The sequence below is a fragment of the Paenibacillus sp. R14(2021) genome (assembly GCF_019431355.1).
Lineage (GTDB): Bacteria > Bacillota > Bacilli > Paenibacillales > Paenibacillaceae > Paenibacillus_Z.
On record NZ_CP080269.1, the window covers coordinates 2,084,399 to 2,101,078 of the forward strand.

The 16,680-nt window shown below is 56.6% G+C and carries 16 protein-coding genes; 5 read left to right on the forward strand and 11 right to left on the reverse strand.

Annotated elements, in window-relative coordinates; genetic code table 11:
* Nucleotides 1–117: 117 nt before the first annotated feature.
* Nucleotides 118–1,962 carry an asparagine synthase (glutamine-hydrolyzing) gene (gene asnB / locus KXU80_RS09870; RefSeq protein WP_219838969.1) on the forward strand — a complete coding sequence of 615 codons (1,845 nt, stop codon included), beginning with the start codon at nt 118–120 and terminating at the stop codon, nt 1,960–1,962.
* A 163-nt stretch (nt 1,963–2,125) separates the two neighbouring features.
* On the opposite strand, the gene rdgB is transcribed toward asnB, so the two are convergent.
* From rdgB to KXU80_RS09885, 3 genes are all read right to left on the reverse strand, one after another.
* Nucleotides 2,126–2,770: an RdgB/HAM1 family non-canonical purine NTP pyrophosphatase gene (gene rdgB / locus KXU80_RS09875; RefSeq protein ID WP_219838010.1), complete on the reverse strand. Its 645-nt coding sequence runs from the start codon at nt 2,768–2,770 to the stop codon at nt 2,126–2,128.
* Nucleotides 2,767–3,513 carry a ribonuclease PH gene (gene rph / locus KXU80_RS09880; RefSeq protein WP_219838011.1) on the reverse strand — a complete coding sequence of 249 codons (747 nt, stop codon included), beginning with the start codon at nt 3,511–3,513 and terminating at the stop codon, nt 2,767–2,769. The genes rdgB and rph overlap by 4 nt, the downstream gene beginning before the upstream one ends.
* A gap of 140 nt (nt 3,514–3,653) precedes the next feature.
* Nucleotides 3,654–4,706: a GerMN domain-containing protein gene (locus tag KXU80_RS09885; protein WP_219838012.1), complete on the reverse strand. Its 1,053-nt coding sequence runs from the start codon at nt 4,704–4,706 to the stop codon at nt 3,654–3,656.
* A 161-nt stretch (nt 4,707–4,867) separates the two neighbouring features.
* Between KXU80_RS09885 and KXU80_RS09890 the strand changes: the two genes are divergently transcribed.
* Entirely contained in the window at nt 4,868–5,407 is a 540-nt protein-coding gene (locus KXU80_RS09890; protein WP_219838013.1) for a phosphatidylglycerophosphatase A family protein, read from the forward strand.
* Between the two features lie 76 nt (nt 5,408–5,483).
* Here the strand turns inward: KXU80_RS09890 and hemG are convergent, their stop codons facing one another.
* The 3 genes from hemG to hemE are packed head-to-tail and all read right to left on the reverse strand — an operon-like array spanning nt 5,484 to nt 8,993.
* The gene (gene hemG, locus KXU80_RS09895) at nt 5,484–6,947 is read right to left on the reverse strand and encodes a protoporphyrinogen oxidase (RefSeq protein WP_219838014.1); all 1,464 of its coding nucleotides are present in this window, start codon (nt 6,945–6,947) and stop codon (nt 5,484–5,486) included.
* A 32-nt stretch (nt 6,948–6,979) separates the two neighbouring features.
* On the reverse strand, nt 6,980–7,921 hold the full coding sequence (hemH, locus tag KXU80_RS09900; protein WP_219838015.1) for a ferrochelatase: 942 nt from the start codon (nt 7,919–7,921) through the stop codon (nt 6,980–6,982).
* Nucleotides 7,914–8,993, reverse strand: coding sequence for a uroporphyrinogen decarboxylase (hemE, locus tag KXU80_RS09905; RefSeq protein WP_219838016.1), 1,080 nt, complete (start codon nt 8,991–8,993; stop codon nt 7,914–7,916). The genes hemH and hemE overlap by 8 nt, the downstream gene beginning before the upstream one ends.
* A gap of 206 nt (nt 8,994–9,199) precedes the next feature.
* Here hemE and KXU80_RS09910 point away from each other — a divergent pair, with 206 nt between their 5' ends.
* Entirely contained in the window at nt 9,200–10,414 is a 1,215-nt protein-coding gene (locus tag KXU80_RS09910; protein WP_219838017.1) for an MFS transporter, read from the forward strand.
* A gap of 87 nt (nt 10,415–10,501) precedes the next feature.
* Here the strand turns inward: KXU80_RS09910 and KXU80_RS09915 are convergent, their stop codons facing one another.
* Nucleotides 10,502–11,140 carry an O-methyltransferase gene (locus KXU80_RS09915; RefSeq protein WP_219838018.1) on the reverse strand — a complete coding sequence of 213 codons (639 nt, stop codon included), beginning with the start codon at nt 11,138–11,140 and terminating at the stop codon, nt 10,502–10,504.
* Between the two features lie 129 nt (nt 11,141–11,269).
* Between KXU80_RS09915 and KXU80_RS09920 the strand changes: the two genes are divergently transcribed.
* Nucleotides 11,270–12,412 carry a THUMP domain-containing class I SAM-dependent RNA methyltransferase gene (locus tag KXU80_RS09920; protein WP_219838019.1) on the forward strand — a complete coding sequence of 381 codons (1,143 nt, stop codon included), beginning with the start codon at nt 11,270–11,272 and terminating at the stop codon, nt 12,410–12,412.
* A gap of 92 nt (nt 12,413–12,504) precedes the next feature.
* Nucleotides 12,505–14,490 (forward strand): LTA synthase family protein, encoded by a 1,986-nt coding sequence (locus KXU80_RS09925; RefSeq protein WP_219838020.1) that lies wholly within the window; start codon nt 12,505–12,507, stop codon nt 14,488–14,490.
* Between the two features lie 35 nt (nt 14,491–14,525).
* Here KXU80_RS09925 and KXU80_RS09930 read toward each other — a convergent pair whose 3' ends face one another.
* From KXU80_RS09930 to KXU80_RS09945, 4 genes are all read right to left on the reverse strand, one after another.
* Entirely contained in the window at nt 14,526–14,747 is a 222-nt protein-coding gene (locus tag KXU80_RS09930; protein ID WP_219838021.1) for a YuzB family protein, read from the reverse strand.
* 24 nt (nt 14,748–14,771) lie between these two features.
* Nucleotides 14,772–15,074 carry an iron-sulfur cluster assembly accessory protein gene (locus KXU80_RS09935; RefSeq protein WP_219838022.1) on the reverse strand — a complete coding sequence of 101 codons (303 nt, stop codon included), beginning with the start codon at nt 15,072–15,074 and terminating at the stop codon, nt 14,772–14,774.
* 109 nt (nt 15,075–15,183) lie between these two features.
* On the reverse strand, nt 15,184–15,423 hold the full coding sequence (locus tag KXU80_RS09940; RefSeq protein WP_219838023.1) for a hypothetical protein: 240 nt from the start codon (nt 15,421–15,423) through the stop codon (nt 15,184–15,186).
* A gap of 26 nt (nt 15,424–15,449) precedes the next feature.
* The gene (locus KXU80_RS09945) at nt 15,450–16,667 is read right to left on the reverse strand and encodes a M14 family metallopeptidase (RefSeq protein WP_219838024.1); all 1,218 of its coding nucleotides are present in this window, start codon (nt 16,665–16,667) and stop codon (nt 15,450–15,452) included.
* Nucleotides 16,668–16,680: the final 13 nt, after the last annotated feature.

Sequence of the window (16,680 nt, forward strand, 5' to 3'; positions counted from 1 at the left end):
ACTCCCTCCTTCATCGCCCTAGCATCCCCCTTGGGACAGACATTTTATCCAAATTTTCCGCATAACCATCCTAGTATCGCTGTTTTTACCCTTGGTAAGCAGAAAGGAATGAGAACCATGTGTGGATTCACGGGCTGGATCGATTGGACCGCTGACCTGACGCAACAATCCATCATCCTGGAGAAAATGACCGGCACGCTCGCGAACCGCGGCCCGGACGCGTCCGGTACCTGGATCTCGCCGCATTGTGCACTCGGCCACCGGAGACTCTCCGTCATAGATCCCGCAAACGGAGCACAACCGATGGTTCGTACAGCCGAAGATGATATGTATGTCCTGGTGTATAACGGGGAGCTGTATAATGCGTTAGAGCTGAAAAAAGAACTGGAGAGCCGGGGGAGAACGTTCACCACGACCTGCGACACCGAGGTTTTGTTGGTTGCCTATATGGAATGGGGACCGTCCTGCGTGGAGAAATTCAACGGCATCTTCGCTTTCGCGCTGTGGGATTCCCGCGAAGAGCAGCTGTTCATTGCCAGAGACCGCGTCGGCGTCAAGCCGTTCTTCTTCTCCAAACAGCTGGGTCGTTTCATCTTCGGCTCTGAGCCGAAGGCGCTCCTTGCCCATCCCGCGGTCAAACCGGAGGTCGGCCCGGAAGGGCTTGCCGAAATCTTCATTCTCGGTCCGGCCAGAACGCCGGGCGTCGGCGTCTACCGGGATATTACCGAACTGCTGCCGGGACAGTGTGCGATTGTCAACCGTTCCGGCTTGAACGTCTCGCATTATTGGAAGCTGGAGAGCCGCCCGCACACCGAGGATGTCGTGCAGACCGCACGTACGGTCGGCGATCTGCTCAAGGATACCGTGGAGCGGCAGCTAGTTTCCGATGTGCCGCTGTGCACGCTGCTCTCCGGGGGCCTGGATTCCAGCGCACTTACAGCGCTTGCCGTCAATTACTATAACGAAACCGGGCAAGGTATGATTCATACCTTCTCCGTTGATTACGTCGATAACGACAAGCATTTCAAAAGTCATGCGTTTCAGCCGAATGCGGACGCCCCTTGGATCGAGCGGATGACAACCCATCTTGGCACGGTTCATCATGCCATGGTGTTCGATACACCGGAGCTTGTTGCCTCTCTGCATGAAGCCATGACGGCAAGAGACCTGCCGGGCATGGCGGACGTGGATTCTTCGCTGCTGCTGTTCTGCAGGGAAATTAAGAAGGAAGCTACGGTTGCGATTTCCGGAGAGGCGGCGGACGAAATCTTCGGCGGCTATCCTTGGTTTCACCGGGAGGATGCGCTGAATGCCGGCACATTCCCTTGGTCGCTGGCTGCGGGCATGCGCGCGGATTTGCTGTCGCAGGATGTTGCGGCATGGATCAGACCGATGGAATATATCGGCGACCGCTATCTCGACGCCGTTGCCGAGGTTCCCCATCTGGCCGGCGAAGACGAGGCGACGCGCAAGATGAGACAGATGTCTTACTTGAACATTACCCGCTTCATGCCGACGCTGCTGGACCGCAAGGACCGTATGAGCATGGCGGTCGGCCTTGAAGTACGGGTTCCGTTCTGCGATCACCGGCTGATCGAGTATGTCTACAATATTCCTTGGGCAATCAAGACGGCAGGCGACAGGGAGAAGGGCATTCTCCGCAAAGCGCTGGAGGGCGTGCTGCCCCACGATGTGCTCTACCGCAAGAAGAGCCCATACCCGAAGACACATAACCCGAATTACTTGAACGCCGTGCGCAAACAGCTGCTGGAGGTCATCGAAGAAGGCAGTTCGCCGCTGCTCCCGCTGATCAACGTCAAAAAAATCCGGCAGCTGGCGGAATCCGAAGCTGCCAGCTCCAATCTGCCATGGTTCGGCCAGCTCATGTCCGGTCCGCAGCTATTTGCCTACCTGCTTCAAATGGATATGTGGCTGCGTGACTATAAAATTGTAATCCGTTAGCCGTCACTTCCTCCGCCTGCAGGCTGGAACAAATAAAACCCCTGATTCTCAATGCAGCTAAGCGGCGATGTTGCTCGCCGGCAGCTGCTTGATAGCAGGGGTTTTCTCGTTCACGTTTGTTACCTAATCTTCGTTCTATCGATTACGACGATTGCGGGCTTCCTTACGAACGGGATGCCAGCTGACTGAGCAGCTCCGCTAACGCTTGTCCGCGGTGGCTGATCGCCTGCTTCTCTTCAATCGACAGCTCGGCCATTCCCTTATGATGCGAATTCAGCCAAAAAAGCGGATCATAGCCAAAGCCGCTGCTGCCTCGAGGCTTGTCCATAATAAATCCGCGGACATAGCCCGTGCTTTCCATGAAGGAGGCATCTGACGGGTCGTACAAGGCAAGCGCGCATACGAACTGCGCCTCGCTGAGCAGCTTAGTGCCGTCCGCGAGAGCTTCGGCTTCCGACCCGTTATTCGTGACGCTGGCGAGCTCGGTCAACAACTTCTCATTATTTCGCGCATCCGTCGCGCCTTCACCCGAATAGCGGGCGGAATACACGCCCGGTTCGCCGCCGAGCGCTGCGGTTTCCAAACCGGAATCATCCGCCAGTACCGGCAAGCCGAGCGCTTCGGCTACGGTTCTTGCCTTCTTGCGAGCATTCTCCGCGAACGTGGTCCCGTCCTCCACAACATCCGGCAGGTCCGGATAGTCGAACATGCTGACAACCTCCATGCCGAGTTTGCCGAAAGCATGCGCAAACTCGCGCACTTTGCCGGCATTCTTCGTCGCTACGACGATGGTATCGCCCCGCTTCATGCCTGCGCCGTTCCGATTCTGCTACCTTTGTCGCCAAGCGCATCCCGCTGCTTCGCGATTAAGCTTGCGATACCTTCTTCCGCAATGGCAAGCAGCTCGTTAAACTCTTCACGCGAGAACGGCGCTTCTTCCCCGGTTCCTTGCACTTCAACGAATTTGCGAGCGCCTGTCATGACCACGTTCATGTCGACCTTCGCCTTAGAGTCCTCTTCATAGTTCAGGTCGAGCAGCGTCCGCTCCTGAATAACGCCAACGCTTACCGAAGCCAGGAAATCCGTGATGGGATATTTGGCGAATGCCTGATTGCGGTTCAACTTGTCAACCGCGAGCGCGAGCGCCACGAACGCGCCTGTAATCGACGTCGTCCGTGTGCCGCCGTCCGCCTGCAGTACATCGCAGTCCAGTGTGAGGGTCCGTTCGCCGAGCGCTTGCAAATCCACGACTGAGCGCAGCGCGCGGCCGATCAAGCGCTGGATTTCCATCGTGCGGCCCGTCAGCTTGCCTTTCGCGGATTCACGCATGTTGCGGACTTGAGTAGCTCGGGGAAGCATCGCGTACTCCGCGTTGATCCAGCCCTTGCCTTGTCCTTTCATAAAAGGCGGCACCCGCTCTTCAATGGAAGCGGTGCAAAGCACTTTCGTATCGCCGAATTCAATGAGCACAGAGCCCTCAGCATATTTGTTAGGTTGCAGCGTAATCGTGACCGGGCGAAGCTCGTCCGCCTGCCGTCCGTCAATTCTCATTTTGATAAGCCTCCTGTCGTCAATCTAGCCTATTTTACCAAAATGAAGACCGAAAAACATCTCCAGCGAATGCTTGCAGCAAAAAACCGCTCCTGCTCGCGCATGGCCTGCGCTTATAGAAGCGGTTTCCCGGTTATCGTTTAGGATTTGAACGCGTTGACATGCTCTGGCCGGCTGACCGGCTTGCTGTACGATTGATTGTTCGTATCCACGAAATCGGTTTTGCCGTTCAGCTTGATCTGCACCTTGCTAAGCCCTGTATTCTCGGTCAGCGCGAGCACGATCGCATCCAGCATCTCCGCAGGCTCCTGCTGGCCGGCTTGGTAGCTGTCATCCTGCAGATTAACCGTAACGACATCATTCTTCTTCGTGACGTCCTTCACGACCACATCCGGCGTCATGACCGCCTTGAGCGGAAGATCGTTAATCGGGCCGCTGATCAACTGCTCGATGGCGGTCTTCGCCCTGTTATTGGAACGGTTAACCAACCTTGTCACCGGCACATAATAAGGGACATTATCCGGCGTGAGCGCCGAGAAATAAATCGTAACCGGTGTGGATTGGCTGTACTCCACGCCGTCGACCGCTTCTAGATTGATACCAACGGCACGGGTGAGGTTATTGTCGATCGGCATGCCGTCGACCGGCATCTCCGCCAGCGCCTGGCCTTCCATCCAGATCTTCACGTTCCGCACGTCCGGCAGTCCGGTCAGCGTCCACGTGACGGCTTCAACGATTTTGCGCTCGTCCGCCGCATTGTAATCCGCGAACTGCTTGGAGAAATCAACGACGGCCGTCTTCGTGTCCGGGCTGATCGTCAGCTGCTTCACGGTTGTCCCTTTCGGCAGCACGGCTTGGAAGCCATCCGGGATTTCGCTTGCGTAAGCGCCGCCGTCGACCATCATTTCGAGTGCCTTCTGTCCAGGCTTCTCGTCCTGACCGAGCGCGGCCATGACCGTTACCGGCGCCAGCAGTCCGTTGCGGTCCCGGAGATACAGGGTCATCTGGGATTGATCGCCTTGCGCGGTTGCTTGTCCCGGATCCACGTTCGTGCTAACGTTCTCGGTGCTGTTTTGCGGCGGGTCTATGGATTGGCTTGCAGGCTGCGAAAACAATCCGCAGCCGGTCGTCAGAATAGGCAGCGCTAACGCTCCGGCGAGTGCTGCCCGGCGAAACAGGCGATAATGAGTCATTTCCTTCTTCCTCCCCATTGGATAAATAGTCGGCTGTCGTGCAGACATGCAGGCTTGTCGCGGTTTTGGTACAAGTTCTGCTTTTGTAGTACTATGTATACGAGCTGTCCCTTTCAATTAGACCAGGTTTTGTCCACTAAATTAAGACAAGAGGTGCCACCATGACCAAGTCCAAATCCTATCATTTGAACAGCACCAAAATCGCAGAGGCCACCAAGGAATGGCTGGCGAAACGCGGCGTGACCACGTCTCAAATCGCCGAACTCGTTATATTTCTGCAGAAAGAATACTTTCCGGACTTGACGATGGAGGAATGCGAGCAGTACGTCGAAGCCGTGCTCAGCAAGCGCGAGGTGCAGAATGCGGTTCTGACCGGCATTCAGCTGGATATGCTGGCAGAAGAAGGCAAGCTGCTGTCGCCGCTGCAGGAAGTGATCGAGAACGACGAAGGGCTATATGGCTGCGATGAGATCTTAGCGTTGTCCATCGTAAACGTCTATGGCAGCATCGGATTTACGAATTTCGGGTATGTCGATAAATTAAAGCCGGGCATCTTAAAGAAGTTGAACGATAAGGAAGATGCAGCCTGTCATACGTTCCTCGACGATATCGTCGGCGCGATCGCTGCTTCGGCAAGCAGCCGTCTCGCGCATCGCAAGCAAGCCGAGCGTGAAGGCGCAATGGGGCCGCCGCTGGATTAACGATAGCGACAAAAAAGAGCGACCAATGCAGGCACAGGGCCTGATTGGTCGCTCTTTTGCTGTATTGCTAATACGATTATTCAATCGCGCGGTATACAATCGCTGCCGCTTCTTTGCCTTGACGGATGCAATCGGGAAGCCCGACGCCGTCAAACGCCGCCCCCGTTACCCAAACGCCCGGCATAGCCGTGCGCAGCTTGGCTCGCATATTCGCCGTCTCCTGCACGTGGCCGACGGGATACTGCGGCATGGAATGGTGCAGCCTCGTAATCTCGGTAAAGAGCGGCTCCGCCGTAATGCCCATCACTTGGCGGATATCCCGCCGAACCGCTTCATGCAGCTCGTCGTCAGGGAGGTCAACGACTGCCTCGTCGCCGGCACGCCCCACGTAGCAGCGTAACAGCACCTTATCGCCCGGGCTGGAATGCAGCCATTTGGCCGAGGTCCACGTACACGCCGTAATGGTCGTGCCTTCGGAACGGGGAACTACGAATCCGGACCCGTCGAACTGAATCCCAAGCTCCGCTTTGTCGAACGCCATCACGACATTCGCAACCGATACGTACGAGACCGCCCGCAGCGCAGCCACGGAAATATGCGGCTCCAGCAGGTCCGCGGCTTCGAAGGCCGGTGCCGTAATAACGATCCCGTCCGCCTCCAGAATTTCTCCGTCGCTTAGCAGCACCTCATAAGGCGCCGAATCCGGCCCGTCCTCTTGCGGATCGTTCTGCCGGAACGCAACCGCTTTGCGTCCCATTCTGCGCTCCACACCCGATAGCGCCTCGTTCAGCGCATCCAGCATGGTCGCGAGCCCGCCCTTAAACGTCAAGAACATGCTGCTTCGCAGGTTAGCGGGCAGTCTGCTCGGCGCGGGCGGAGCAGACGCGCTCTTGCGTTTATTCGCGCGCATGCCCCGAATAAGGCTGCCGTGCCTGCGCTCCGCTTCCCGGAACTGCGGGAAGGTTGCCTGAAGGCTAAGCTTCCGCAGCTCCCCGGCATAGATGCCCGCCAGAAGCGGCTCCGCCACGCGCTCCATCACTTCCGCTCCGACGCGGCGCGCCAAGAAATCCCCGATGGATTCATCCCCTTGCGCCTTGCTGGCAGGCAGGACGAAGTCCATCATAGCCCGCAGCTTGCCGCCCCAGGATAACAGATTCGTCAGCGCAAACGGCGCAATCTCCGTCGGCACGCCAAGCACGAGACCCGGCGGCATCGGATGCAGCTTGCCATGGTGAAGAATGTAGGTTTTCTTGGCGGCTGGATTGGTGCCGGTCAGCTCGCTTTCGATGCCAAGATCGAACGCTAGGTCAATGATCGGCGTCTTGCGGGCTAAGAAGGAATCCGGGCCCCGCTCAATGACGAAGCCTGCTTTCCTTAACGTATTGATTTTGCCCCCGATTCGCTCGGACGGATCAACGATCGTGACGTGTGCTTCGCGTCCGCGCTGCGCCGCCTCCTTCAACAAATAAAAAGCGGAGCTTAGTCCGCTGATCCCGCCGCCGATAACGACAAAACGATCTAGCTGATCCCTACTCCGCATATCGGTCATCTCCTCTTCCCATGTGAACCATCTTAGATGTATACCGCGCGGCTGACCTGCTCGACGGAATCCGCCAACGTCTCCATGTAGAGCGGATCCGTGCCCAGCATGTCGATGCGAACCAGCTTCATGCCGAGTTCCTTCGCGGCGGCCTGCGCTTCAATATCAATATCGTAGAGCACCTCGAGATGCTCCGAGACAAATCCGATCGGTGCCGAAAGCACGCCCTTGTAGCCGGCCTCCGCCACTTCCTTCATTGTTTCCAGGATGTCGGGACCGAGCCACGGCTCGCGCGTACGTCCTGCGCTCTGCCACGTAAATGCCCAGTCCGTCACGCCGGCGCGTTCCGCAACCAGGCTTGACGTAGCGAGCAGCTGCTCCTCGTAAGGATCGTTCACTTCGCGAATGCGAACCGGCAGACTGTGCGCGCTGAATAAGGCTTTCAGCGGCTGGTCCTCTCCTACCGCTTCTCTCAGTTCCGCGAACGCCGAGTTCACCCGCGACTCCAGCGCTTCAATCAGCTTAGGGTGCAGATGGTAGCTGTCAACGGACGCGAACTTGATGCTCAGCTCTTCCGCCTTCTCCCGCGCGCGCTGCATGTAGCTCCCAACGCTCATCGTGGAGTAGTGCGGTGCAAGCACGATGCCGACAGCCTGCTTAACGCCGTCCGCAGCCATCGCTTCCACGCCGTCTTCGATATACGGCCGGGCATGCTTTAGTCCTTGATAGACGACATATCGGCCCGGGGCCATGGCATCGAGCGCTTTCTGCAAACCCTCGGCCTGACGGTTCGTGTTCTCGCGAAGCGGAAACACGCCCCCTGCAACGGCTTCGTACCGGCCCCTCAGCTCGGCCAGCTGCTCCGGCGTCGGCGCATGGCCCCTGCGGATATGCGTGTAATATTCTACGATCCCGTCCATGCTCTCCGGCGTGCCGTAAGACATGACGAGTACACCGATTTTGGAATTAGCCATGCGCGACTTCCTCCTGCTTGCTTGGTTTCGCCGCTGCGATCGCTTCCGCGGAATAGTCGTGTACGAATGCCGTCAGCTCGCGCAGCTTGTCAAGCGAGGCTTCCGGGAATAAGCCGTGTCCCAGATTGAAAACAAAGCCTGGCTCCTGGATGCCGTCATCGATAATCGCTTTGGCATGTGCCTTCACGACTTCAATCGGTGCCGTCAGCACGTAAGGATCGAGGTTGCCCTGCACGCCGAAGCCGCCGCCCAATCTGCTGCGTCCCTCAGCAATCGATACGCGCCAGTCCAGACCGATCACGTTCGCCTTCACGTTACGAAGTGCAGGCAGCAGCTCGCCCGAAGCCACGCCCGGGAAGTAGATTTTCGGCTGCGGCAAATCCGACAGCTCGTCGAAAATCCGCTCAATCGTCGGCAGCACATACGTGCGGAAGTCATGCGGCGCGAGCGCGCCGACCCAGCTGTCGAAGAGCTGGAACGCCTTGCCGCCCACCGCCATATGCGCACGCAAATAAGCGATGACCATGTCACCCAGCTTGTCCATCAGCGAGAACCATACCTTGGGCTCAGCGTACATCATCGTTTTCGTTTTAATATACGACTTCGAGGGTCTGCCTTCAATCAAATAGCTTGCGATTGTGAAAGGCGCGCCGGCAAAGGTAATGAGCGGTACGTCCAGCTCACGGTCCAGGATGCGGATCGTTTCAAGCACATGAGATAGATCACCTTCGACGTCAATCGGCTTCAGCTTGGCAACATCCGCTGCCGTATGGACCGGATTATGAATCACAGGCCCGACATTGGCCACAATGTCAAAATCAATCCCAATGGATGCCACGGGATTCATAATATCGGAATAAAGAATCGCCGCATCGACGCCGAGCTTCTTGACCGGCATCATCGTAACTTCCGCAGCCAGCTCCGGCTGACGGCAAATTTCGAGCAGCGAGTAGTTTTCTTTTATTTTACGGTAGTCGGGATCGTACCGTCCTGCTTGTCGCATATACCAAACGGGTAAGCGATCGACGTGTTCTCCCCGGCAAGCCCGGATGAATAAGTCGTTGTAGCTCATTGAAGTTCCCCATTTCTATCGTTTTCCCTACGTTATCATTATGCCCTTTTTGCAGAGGTGTAACAACCGCCCTCGTAATTCATCATTGACAAACATATGACAATGTCCGGCTCAAATCCGCGCGTCCTCCCGGGTAGGACAGGGGAAGCTCTAGTGGTATACTTATTCTATCGTGTACAAACCAGGCCGATTAACAGGAGATTCAAATGGAACAATGGAAGAAAAATCTTGCCGTGCTCTGGGTTGGCCAGTTTCTGGTCATGGGGGGCATGACCATGATTATCCCCTTCATGTCGCTGTATTTGCAAAGCGAGCGGATTGGACTGACGGATCCTCATGCGATCGCAACGTGGGCGGGGGTTATTTTCGCCGGAAATTTCGTGACTTCGTTTCTGTTTCAACCGCTTTGGGGAAAGCTCTCGGACCGTTATGGACGCAAGATGATGCTGCTCCGCTCCGGCTTCGGCATGGCCATCGTCATGGTGCTGATGGGTTTTGCCACATCGCCCTGGCATCTGCTCCTGCTTCGATTGGTGAACGGGACGATATCGGGCTTCAATCCCGCCGCCGTATCCCTCGTCTCCGTGGCAACGCCGAAGGAGCGGATGGGCTTTGCCATGGGTACGCTGCAGTCGGGCGGGATCGCGGGCACGATTCTCGGCCCGTTCCTCGGCGGCTTGCTGGCAGATGCGTTCGGCTATAGGCCAATTTTCTATTTAACAGGCTCTCTGCTGTTCGCTGCATCCTTGCTAGCCTTCTTCGTCGTACGGGAACGGTTCGATCGTGCCGCCGCCGCATCGCAGGGCAATATGTCGATCATCGACGGCTTCCGCCAGCTTAGCCGCGTTCCGCAGCTCATGTCCCTATTCGCTGTAACCTTCCTGCTCCAGTTCGCGATGATTGGTCCTATGCCGCTCCTGCCGCTCTACGTGCAGCAGCTGCACGGCACCGCGGTCAATCTCGCCTTCTGGGCCGGCTTCGTCAGCTCTGCCTCCGGCCTGACAAACATGATTGCCGCGCCGCTGCTCGGCCGGCTCAGCGACCGGATCGGACAAGAGAAGGTGCTCAGCATCTCGCTGATCGGCGTAGCCTTCATGTTCATTCCGCAGGCATTCGTGACGTCCGTCTGGCAGCTGCTCCTGCTCAGGCTGCTGCAAGGTTGCTTCATAGGCGGTTTAATCCCGTCCGTCAACTCGCTCGTCAGGCGCTTCACGCCGGACGGCATGGAAGGCAGGTCCTTCAGCTTGAACAGCAGCATGCTGGCGCTAGGCAATATGGTCGGTCCCATCATCGGCGGCATCATTTCCGGCTGGACGAGCATCGGCGGCGTCTTCCTCATCTCTGCCGTCTTGTTTATCGTGAATTCGGTATGGGTGAGGCAAACGCTGGTGTCTAAGCGGACTACCGGAATTCAGCCGTGAGCAGCAATTGCTGGAACGCAAAAAAGTGCCGGACCGCCGCCATTGAAGGGGCTATCCAGCACTTATGTTCTTACATAGGCAAGAAGGCTATCGAATCATTGCAATCGCCAGACCATCATAAGCCGGCAGCAGCGTGCCCATCAGCCGTTCGTCGCTCACCATGGCTTCGTTGAACTTGCGCATGGCGATAACGGATGGACCGTTTTTGTCAGGATCGATCGTCTTGCCGTGAAGCAGCGCATTATCTCCAATAATGATCGCGCCTGGATTGCCCAGCTTGATCGCCCACTCCAAATAAACCGGATAGCTCTCCTTGTCCGCGTCGATGAAGAAGAAATCGAATTTACGTCCTTCCTCTGCCAGCACAGCCAAGCTTGCTTTGGCATCGCCGACCCGGTACTCCACTTTATCGCCGAGTCCCGCCGCTTCCAGACTGCCCTTCGCGATATCCGCGTACTGCTGCAACAGCTCAAGCGAGGTTAGCCGGCCGCTTTCTTTCAAGCCTCTGGCTAAGCAGATGCCGCTGTAGCCGCCCAATGCGCCGATCTCCAGCACATTGTTCGCACCTGACAGCTGAACGAGCATGGTCAGCAGCTTGCCGTAACCGGCGGCAATGGAAATTTGCGGCATGTCATTCGCCCCGATCGTTGCATGGACGCGCGCCAAATCCGAATCGTCTCCCAGTAAACGTTCTACATATTGCTCTGTGGCAGTTTCTGTTGACATGATCGGCTCCTTCTTCGCGTGATCCGCGAATGTAATGTTTGTAATTAATCCCTATGATGACCTATACTTGATTGTATGTTTTTTGTAGAACGAAAACAAGCAAACGTCTTGAAGCGGAGGATTATATACATGGACAATCTGCAGCTGATCGCAACGGCACCTATGGGGCTCGAAGCGGTCGTCTCGCGTGAATTAATGGAGCTTGGCTATACCGACCAGAAGGTCGAGAACGGCCGGGTCGTTTTTAGAGGCGGGCCCGCCGATATTTGCCGCGCCAACCTATGGCTGCGAACGTCGGACCGCGTCCTTATCAAAATGGCGGAGTTTCCCGCAACCACATTCGAAGAGCTGTTCGAGGGAACAAAGGCGATTAATTGGCCGGATTGGATTCCCGAAGACGGCGAATTCCCGGTGGAAGGCCGGTCGCATAAATCGCAGCTGAGCAGCGTGCCCGCCTGCCAAAGCATTGTCAAGAAAGCCGTCGTCGAGAAAATGAAAACCGTCTACGGCACGGAGTGGTTTGCAGAGGACGCGGAGCGGTACGTCATTGAAGTATGGCTCTTGAACGATATCGCCATGATCACCCTGGATACGACCGGCCCAGGCCTGCATAAACGCGGCTATCGCAAGCTCGTTACGGAAGCGCCGCTCAAGGAAACGATGGCCGCCGCGATGGTGCTGCTCAGCAGATGGCGCCCGGAACGGCCGCTCTACGACCCGTTCTGCGGCTCCGGCACGATTCCGATCGAAGCTGCGATGATCGGCTGGAATATCGCTCCTGGGCTTCGCCGGACGTTCAACAGCGAGGGCTGGCCGCTCGTACCGGACTATCTCTGGGAGCAGGCGCGCGAGGAAGCAATCGACTCCGTCAAGGATGATATTCCGCTGCAAATTTCAGGCTCCGATATTGATCCTGCCGCGCTTGAGGTTGCCGCGGCTGCGGTCAAGAAAGCTGGATTTGCCCGCGAAATCAAGCTGACGCAGATGCCGGTGTCCCGCATCAAGCCGGAAGGCGACTACGGCTGCATCATCACGAACCCGCCCTACGGAACGAGGCTCGGCGACGAGACGGATGCCGAGAAAGCAGTCAGACAGCTTGGTCTGAGCGCGCTCTATCTGCCGACATGGTCCATGTTCGCGCTGACGCAGTCACGGACATTCGAGGAGACGATCGGCCGTCAAGCCGACAAGCGGCGCAAGCTGTTCAACGGCCGTCTCGAATGCACGTTCTATCAGTTCTTCGGGCCGCTTCCTCCCGTTCGGAAGCCCTAGAAGCTGCCAGTCTTTATCTAGCAAGCCGAATCATCTATATTTTGGATAAGATGTAAATTTCTTGAACATAACCTGGAAAGGAATACTTATCCATGACACTTCCGGATCAACTCACGAAACGGCGCCGTCTTCGGGCGCCGTTTCGTGCTGACATCCTGCTATGGCTCGATATGCCGTTATTTATCGCGCTCATGCTGTTCAAACTCGACTTGTTCGACCAGCTGATCCATGTTCCTTATATGGATATGAATCAAGACGACCGCATGATTGCTGCCGGCACGCTGGCCCTGCTGTCGTTCTGGACGCTTTGGCTGCCAAGGAACGGCCGTCTGGTTGCGCTGATCTTTCTGAATCTTGTATTGACTGCTATCATTTACAGCGACTTGATTTATTTTCGTTACTTTCGCGACCTTATCACTATCCCGGTCCTCATGCAGGCAGGACAAGTCCGCGCGCTCGGCGAAAGCATCGATGCGCTCCTCGCATGGAAAGACCTGTGGTTCGGGGCGGATTTGCTGCTTCTGCTGCCCTTCGCTTGTTATCTCTTCTTGCGGATGCGACGAAAGCGCCGGCGGATGGAACGCTTGCCCTCTGCCCGCCGCAGCCAAACGTTTGCAAGACGGCTGATTCTCGGCATCATTGTGTTTGCCACCGGATATACGCTAGCTTACGTTCCGATCCATAAAGCAAAGACAACCTGGGCCGCAAATCTGTTCGCCCGCAACTGGTGGAGCTTGTCGCTCTACAATGTCACGGGTGAGCTCGGTTTTCACGTGTACGATCTCTATTGTTACGCGAATGAGCACTGGCTGCATAGCAGTTCCGTATCCGAGGCGCAGCTTGCCGAAGCGAAGCAGTGGTTCGAAGACCGGGGCAAGGTGCGCAAGCAGCTGGAAGCCGACCCGCTCTTCGGCCAATACAAGGGAATGAACGTGATCTTAATCCAGCTCGAGGCGTTCCAAAACTTCGTCATCGAGCAGAAAATCGGCGGTCAGGAGGTGACGCCGAATATGAACAAGCTGCTGGCATCCTCCTTGTATTTCCGCAATTTCTATCATCAGACGGCGCAGGGCCGCACCTCGGACGCCGACTTGGCGGCGAACGCTTCGCTGCAGCCGCTGCCGACGGGGTCCGTCTTCACCCGCTTTGCGCAGCACAGCTACGACAGCATGGCCCGCACGCTGAAGGATAACGGGTATACGGCTAATGTATTTCACGCGTACGACGGCGGCTTCTGGAACAGGAACATCATGTACGATACGCTTGGCTACGATCATTTCTACAGCAAGTCGGCATTTACGATCGACGAACCGCTCGGCTGGTCGCTGGGCGACAAATCGTTCTTCAAGCAATCCGTCCACATGATGACGAAGCTGAAGCAGCCTTTCTACTCGTTCCTGATTTCACTGTCCAGTCATCATCCGTATACGCTGCCGGCAAGTGAACAGACGCTTGATGTCGGTGCCTTCAAGGGTACGATATTCGGCGATTATCTAGAAGCCGTTCACTACGTGGATGCTGCGGTCGGCCAGCTGATTAACGAGCTTAAAGCAGCCGGTTTGTGGGATAAGTCGATCTTCCTGTTCTATGGCGACCATGACAATTCCATTAAGGAATGGGCGCCATTCGAGACCTTCCTCGGACATAAGCCGAACGAAACGGAGCAATTCCGTCTGTTGAAGGGCGTTCCGTTCATCATCCACTTGCCGGACGGCGCGCGTGCAGGCACGTACGGCGACGTCGGCGGCCAGCTTGACATGACGCCGACCGTGCTTCATCTGCTTGGCATCCCAAGCAGCGATAACGTCATGATCGGCACGCCGCTCGTAACGGCCCGGCCGCTCGGCGGCAAGGAGGTCATCTTCCGGAACGGAGCCTTCACGGACGGGAAGGTGCTGTATCTGCCCGCAGAGGACGGTCTTCCCGAGCATAGCAAATGTTACCGCTTCGCGAGCGGAGAACTGCTCCCCGATACAAGCGGCTGTCAAGCCGGCGCGGAGGCAGCGCGCCAAGAGCTGCATGCTTCCGATCTTGTTGTGGAGCATGATCTCGTACCGATTCTGCATCCGGACAAATAAACGAAGACCCCCGGCCAGCGGCCGGGGGTCTTCGTTTATTTCACATATTTGCGGGCTTTTTCGATGGCTTCATCTTCCGTCGGCGCCGTAATATAACGGCCGTTTATGAAAATGAACGCATATCGAGAGCATGGACCACAATACGATTTGCACGCGACTTTAATGTCCGCTTCAGGTGCCAGCTGCTGAAGCTTCGGCACCATCGTCTTCGTACGAATATGCTTGCATTTGTCGCAAATGCGGATGTCGTTCGCCATTTTCCTCTCCCCAAACCGTTTCTCTTAGTGGTCCCCGTGGTTGCCCTTGGTCGGGTTCGAGATCATAAAACCTTCCTGCGGAACGTAGAAATAGTCGATTCTGACACCATCAAGATGCTCTTCGCCCTTCTCCAGGACAACTTTGATATCCTTATCCGTTTCAATGATTTCGTCATTGGGACCGGCTTCGCTGATTTCCATGCCGTAGTGGACGTGATCGCCGTGGTTTTGCGTAATCATGACGCGCAAAAACTTCCCTTCGTTCTCGGGTTTGTCCAATTCTTCGCGAAGCATTTTAGCGGCATTGCGTGAAATTTTAACTTTCATTGCTTCTTCATCTCCTTTATGGATGCAGCCATCGGGCTCGAATGGCTTATCGCTTATTCATCAACTTTTTCTATCTTATTGTATAGAAAGCGAGGCCAGAGTTCAACCGCTACCTCAGAAGCTTGCCGTATTTACGCTCCATATACCAGGTATACCCCTCCGCGGCAAGCATCGTGACCGCGATATCGTCGATCGGCAGAAAAGGCAGTACATCCGGCAGGACCCAATACAGCAGCACGGGGACGACATAAAGCAGCTTGTCCAGCAGCCGGACTTCCTTTGCGGCGAGCAAACGGAAAATCCGGACAAACACCATCCGCCAATGGCGGAGCGAGAGCAGTTTACGCATAGCAGTCCGCCTCCTTTACCCGCTTATTATACCATAAGCGAGTGAGCCGCCTCCATGGCGGAAATAAGCAGCGGCCTCACTTCGTCGTACAGATCGGGGAACGCATCGACAGGCAGCGGATTTACGCCGTAACCGACCTCGATCGTATAGCCGGGCTTTCGGAACTGCAAAATAAACCAATCCTTATATCCGGCATCGCTGCCCTGCAGCTTGACCGGCTTATATCCAGCCGCTCTTCCGAGCTTGCGGGCGATCCGCTCCGCTTGCGGCGGTTCGTAGCCGCGGTAATTCCAATAAATCTCCTGTCCCTGCGAATGCAGCGCGACGACCAGGTTAAATTGCTGCGCCTGCGTGAATTCGGCAAGCGCCTGCGCTTCCGGCTCCGATAGCGGCGACGGTCCGGGATAATCGCGGGGGCCGGGGCCGTCCGCATCCCGCCTCGCGCACTCCTCCTCCCAGAATGCCGGGAATTGATCGTTCAGATCAACGCCTCTCGCGTTCGCCTTCCATCGCCGGAAACGATGTGAGCCCTGGTTCCAATGCAGCAGCTCCCGGTAATACGGATGGTCAGGCCGCAAACCTTCCTGCACCAGCTCCGCGCCGTCGGGGTTGACGAGCGGAACCGCCCACAGCGTTACCTGCTGCAGCAGCGCCCGCATATCGACGCCGCACAGCTTCTCCCCAAGCGATGCCGCTCTCGCGGCATCCTCCAGAAAGCTCATCAGCAGCGGCGCCGTAATCCATTCATTGGCGTGCATCCCCGCATTCACATGCAGCTTGGCCTGGCCTTCGCCGAGCCGCAGCGCATGCAGCGGCTTTCCCATGATGCTCGTGCCGATCGTCTCCGCTTGCAGAAACGGATAAGCTTTCAATAGCGCTTCGATATCGCCTTGCAGCTCGCGGTGGCCGTATTCCGCCCGCCCGTCGACGATTCTGCCGCTGCAGATGCAAGGCATTGTGAGCAGATAGCCCGGCTGCAGCTGCTTCAAATCCAGATGGCTGTTCGCTTTCATAAGGGATAGAAGCGAAACACCGAATTTACCCGCGATTTGTAATAGCGTATCGCCCTGTTGGGCGCGATAAATGAAAGCCGTCTGCACGGGAACCGATAGCAGCAGACCGCTCATCAAGGGTTCAATTGCCGACAAGCCCGGATTCGCGGCAAGCAGCGACTCCTTATTCACATTGAACGTACGCGCGATTCGCAGCAGCGTATCTCCCGTCTGCACCACATAAGGCAGCATGTCATCACCTCTG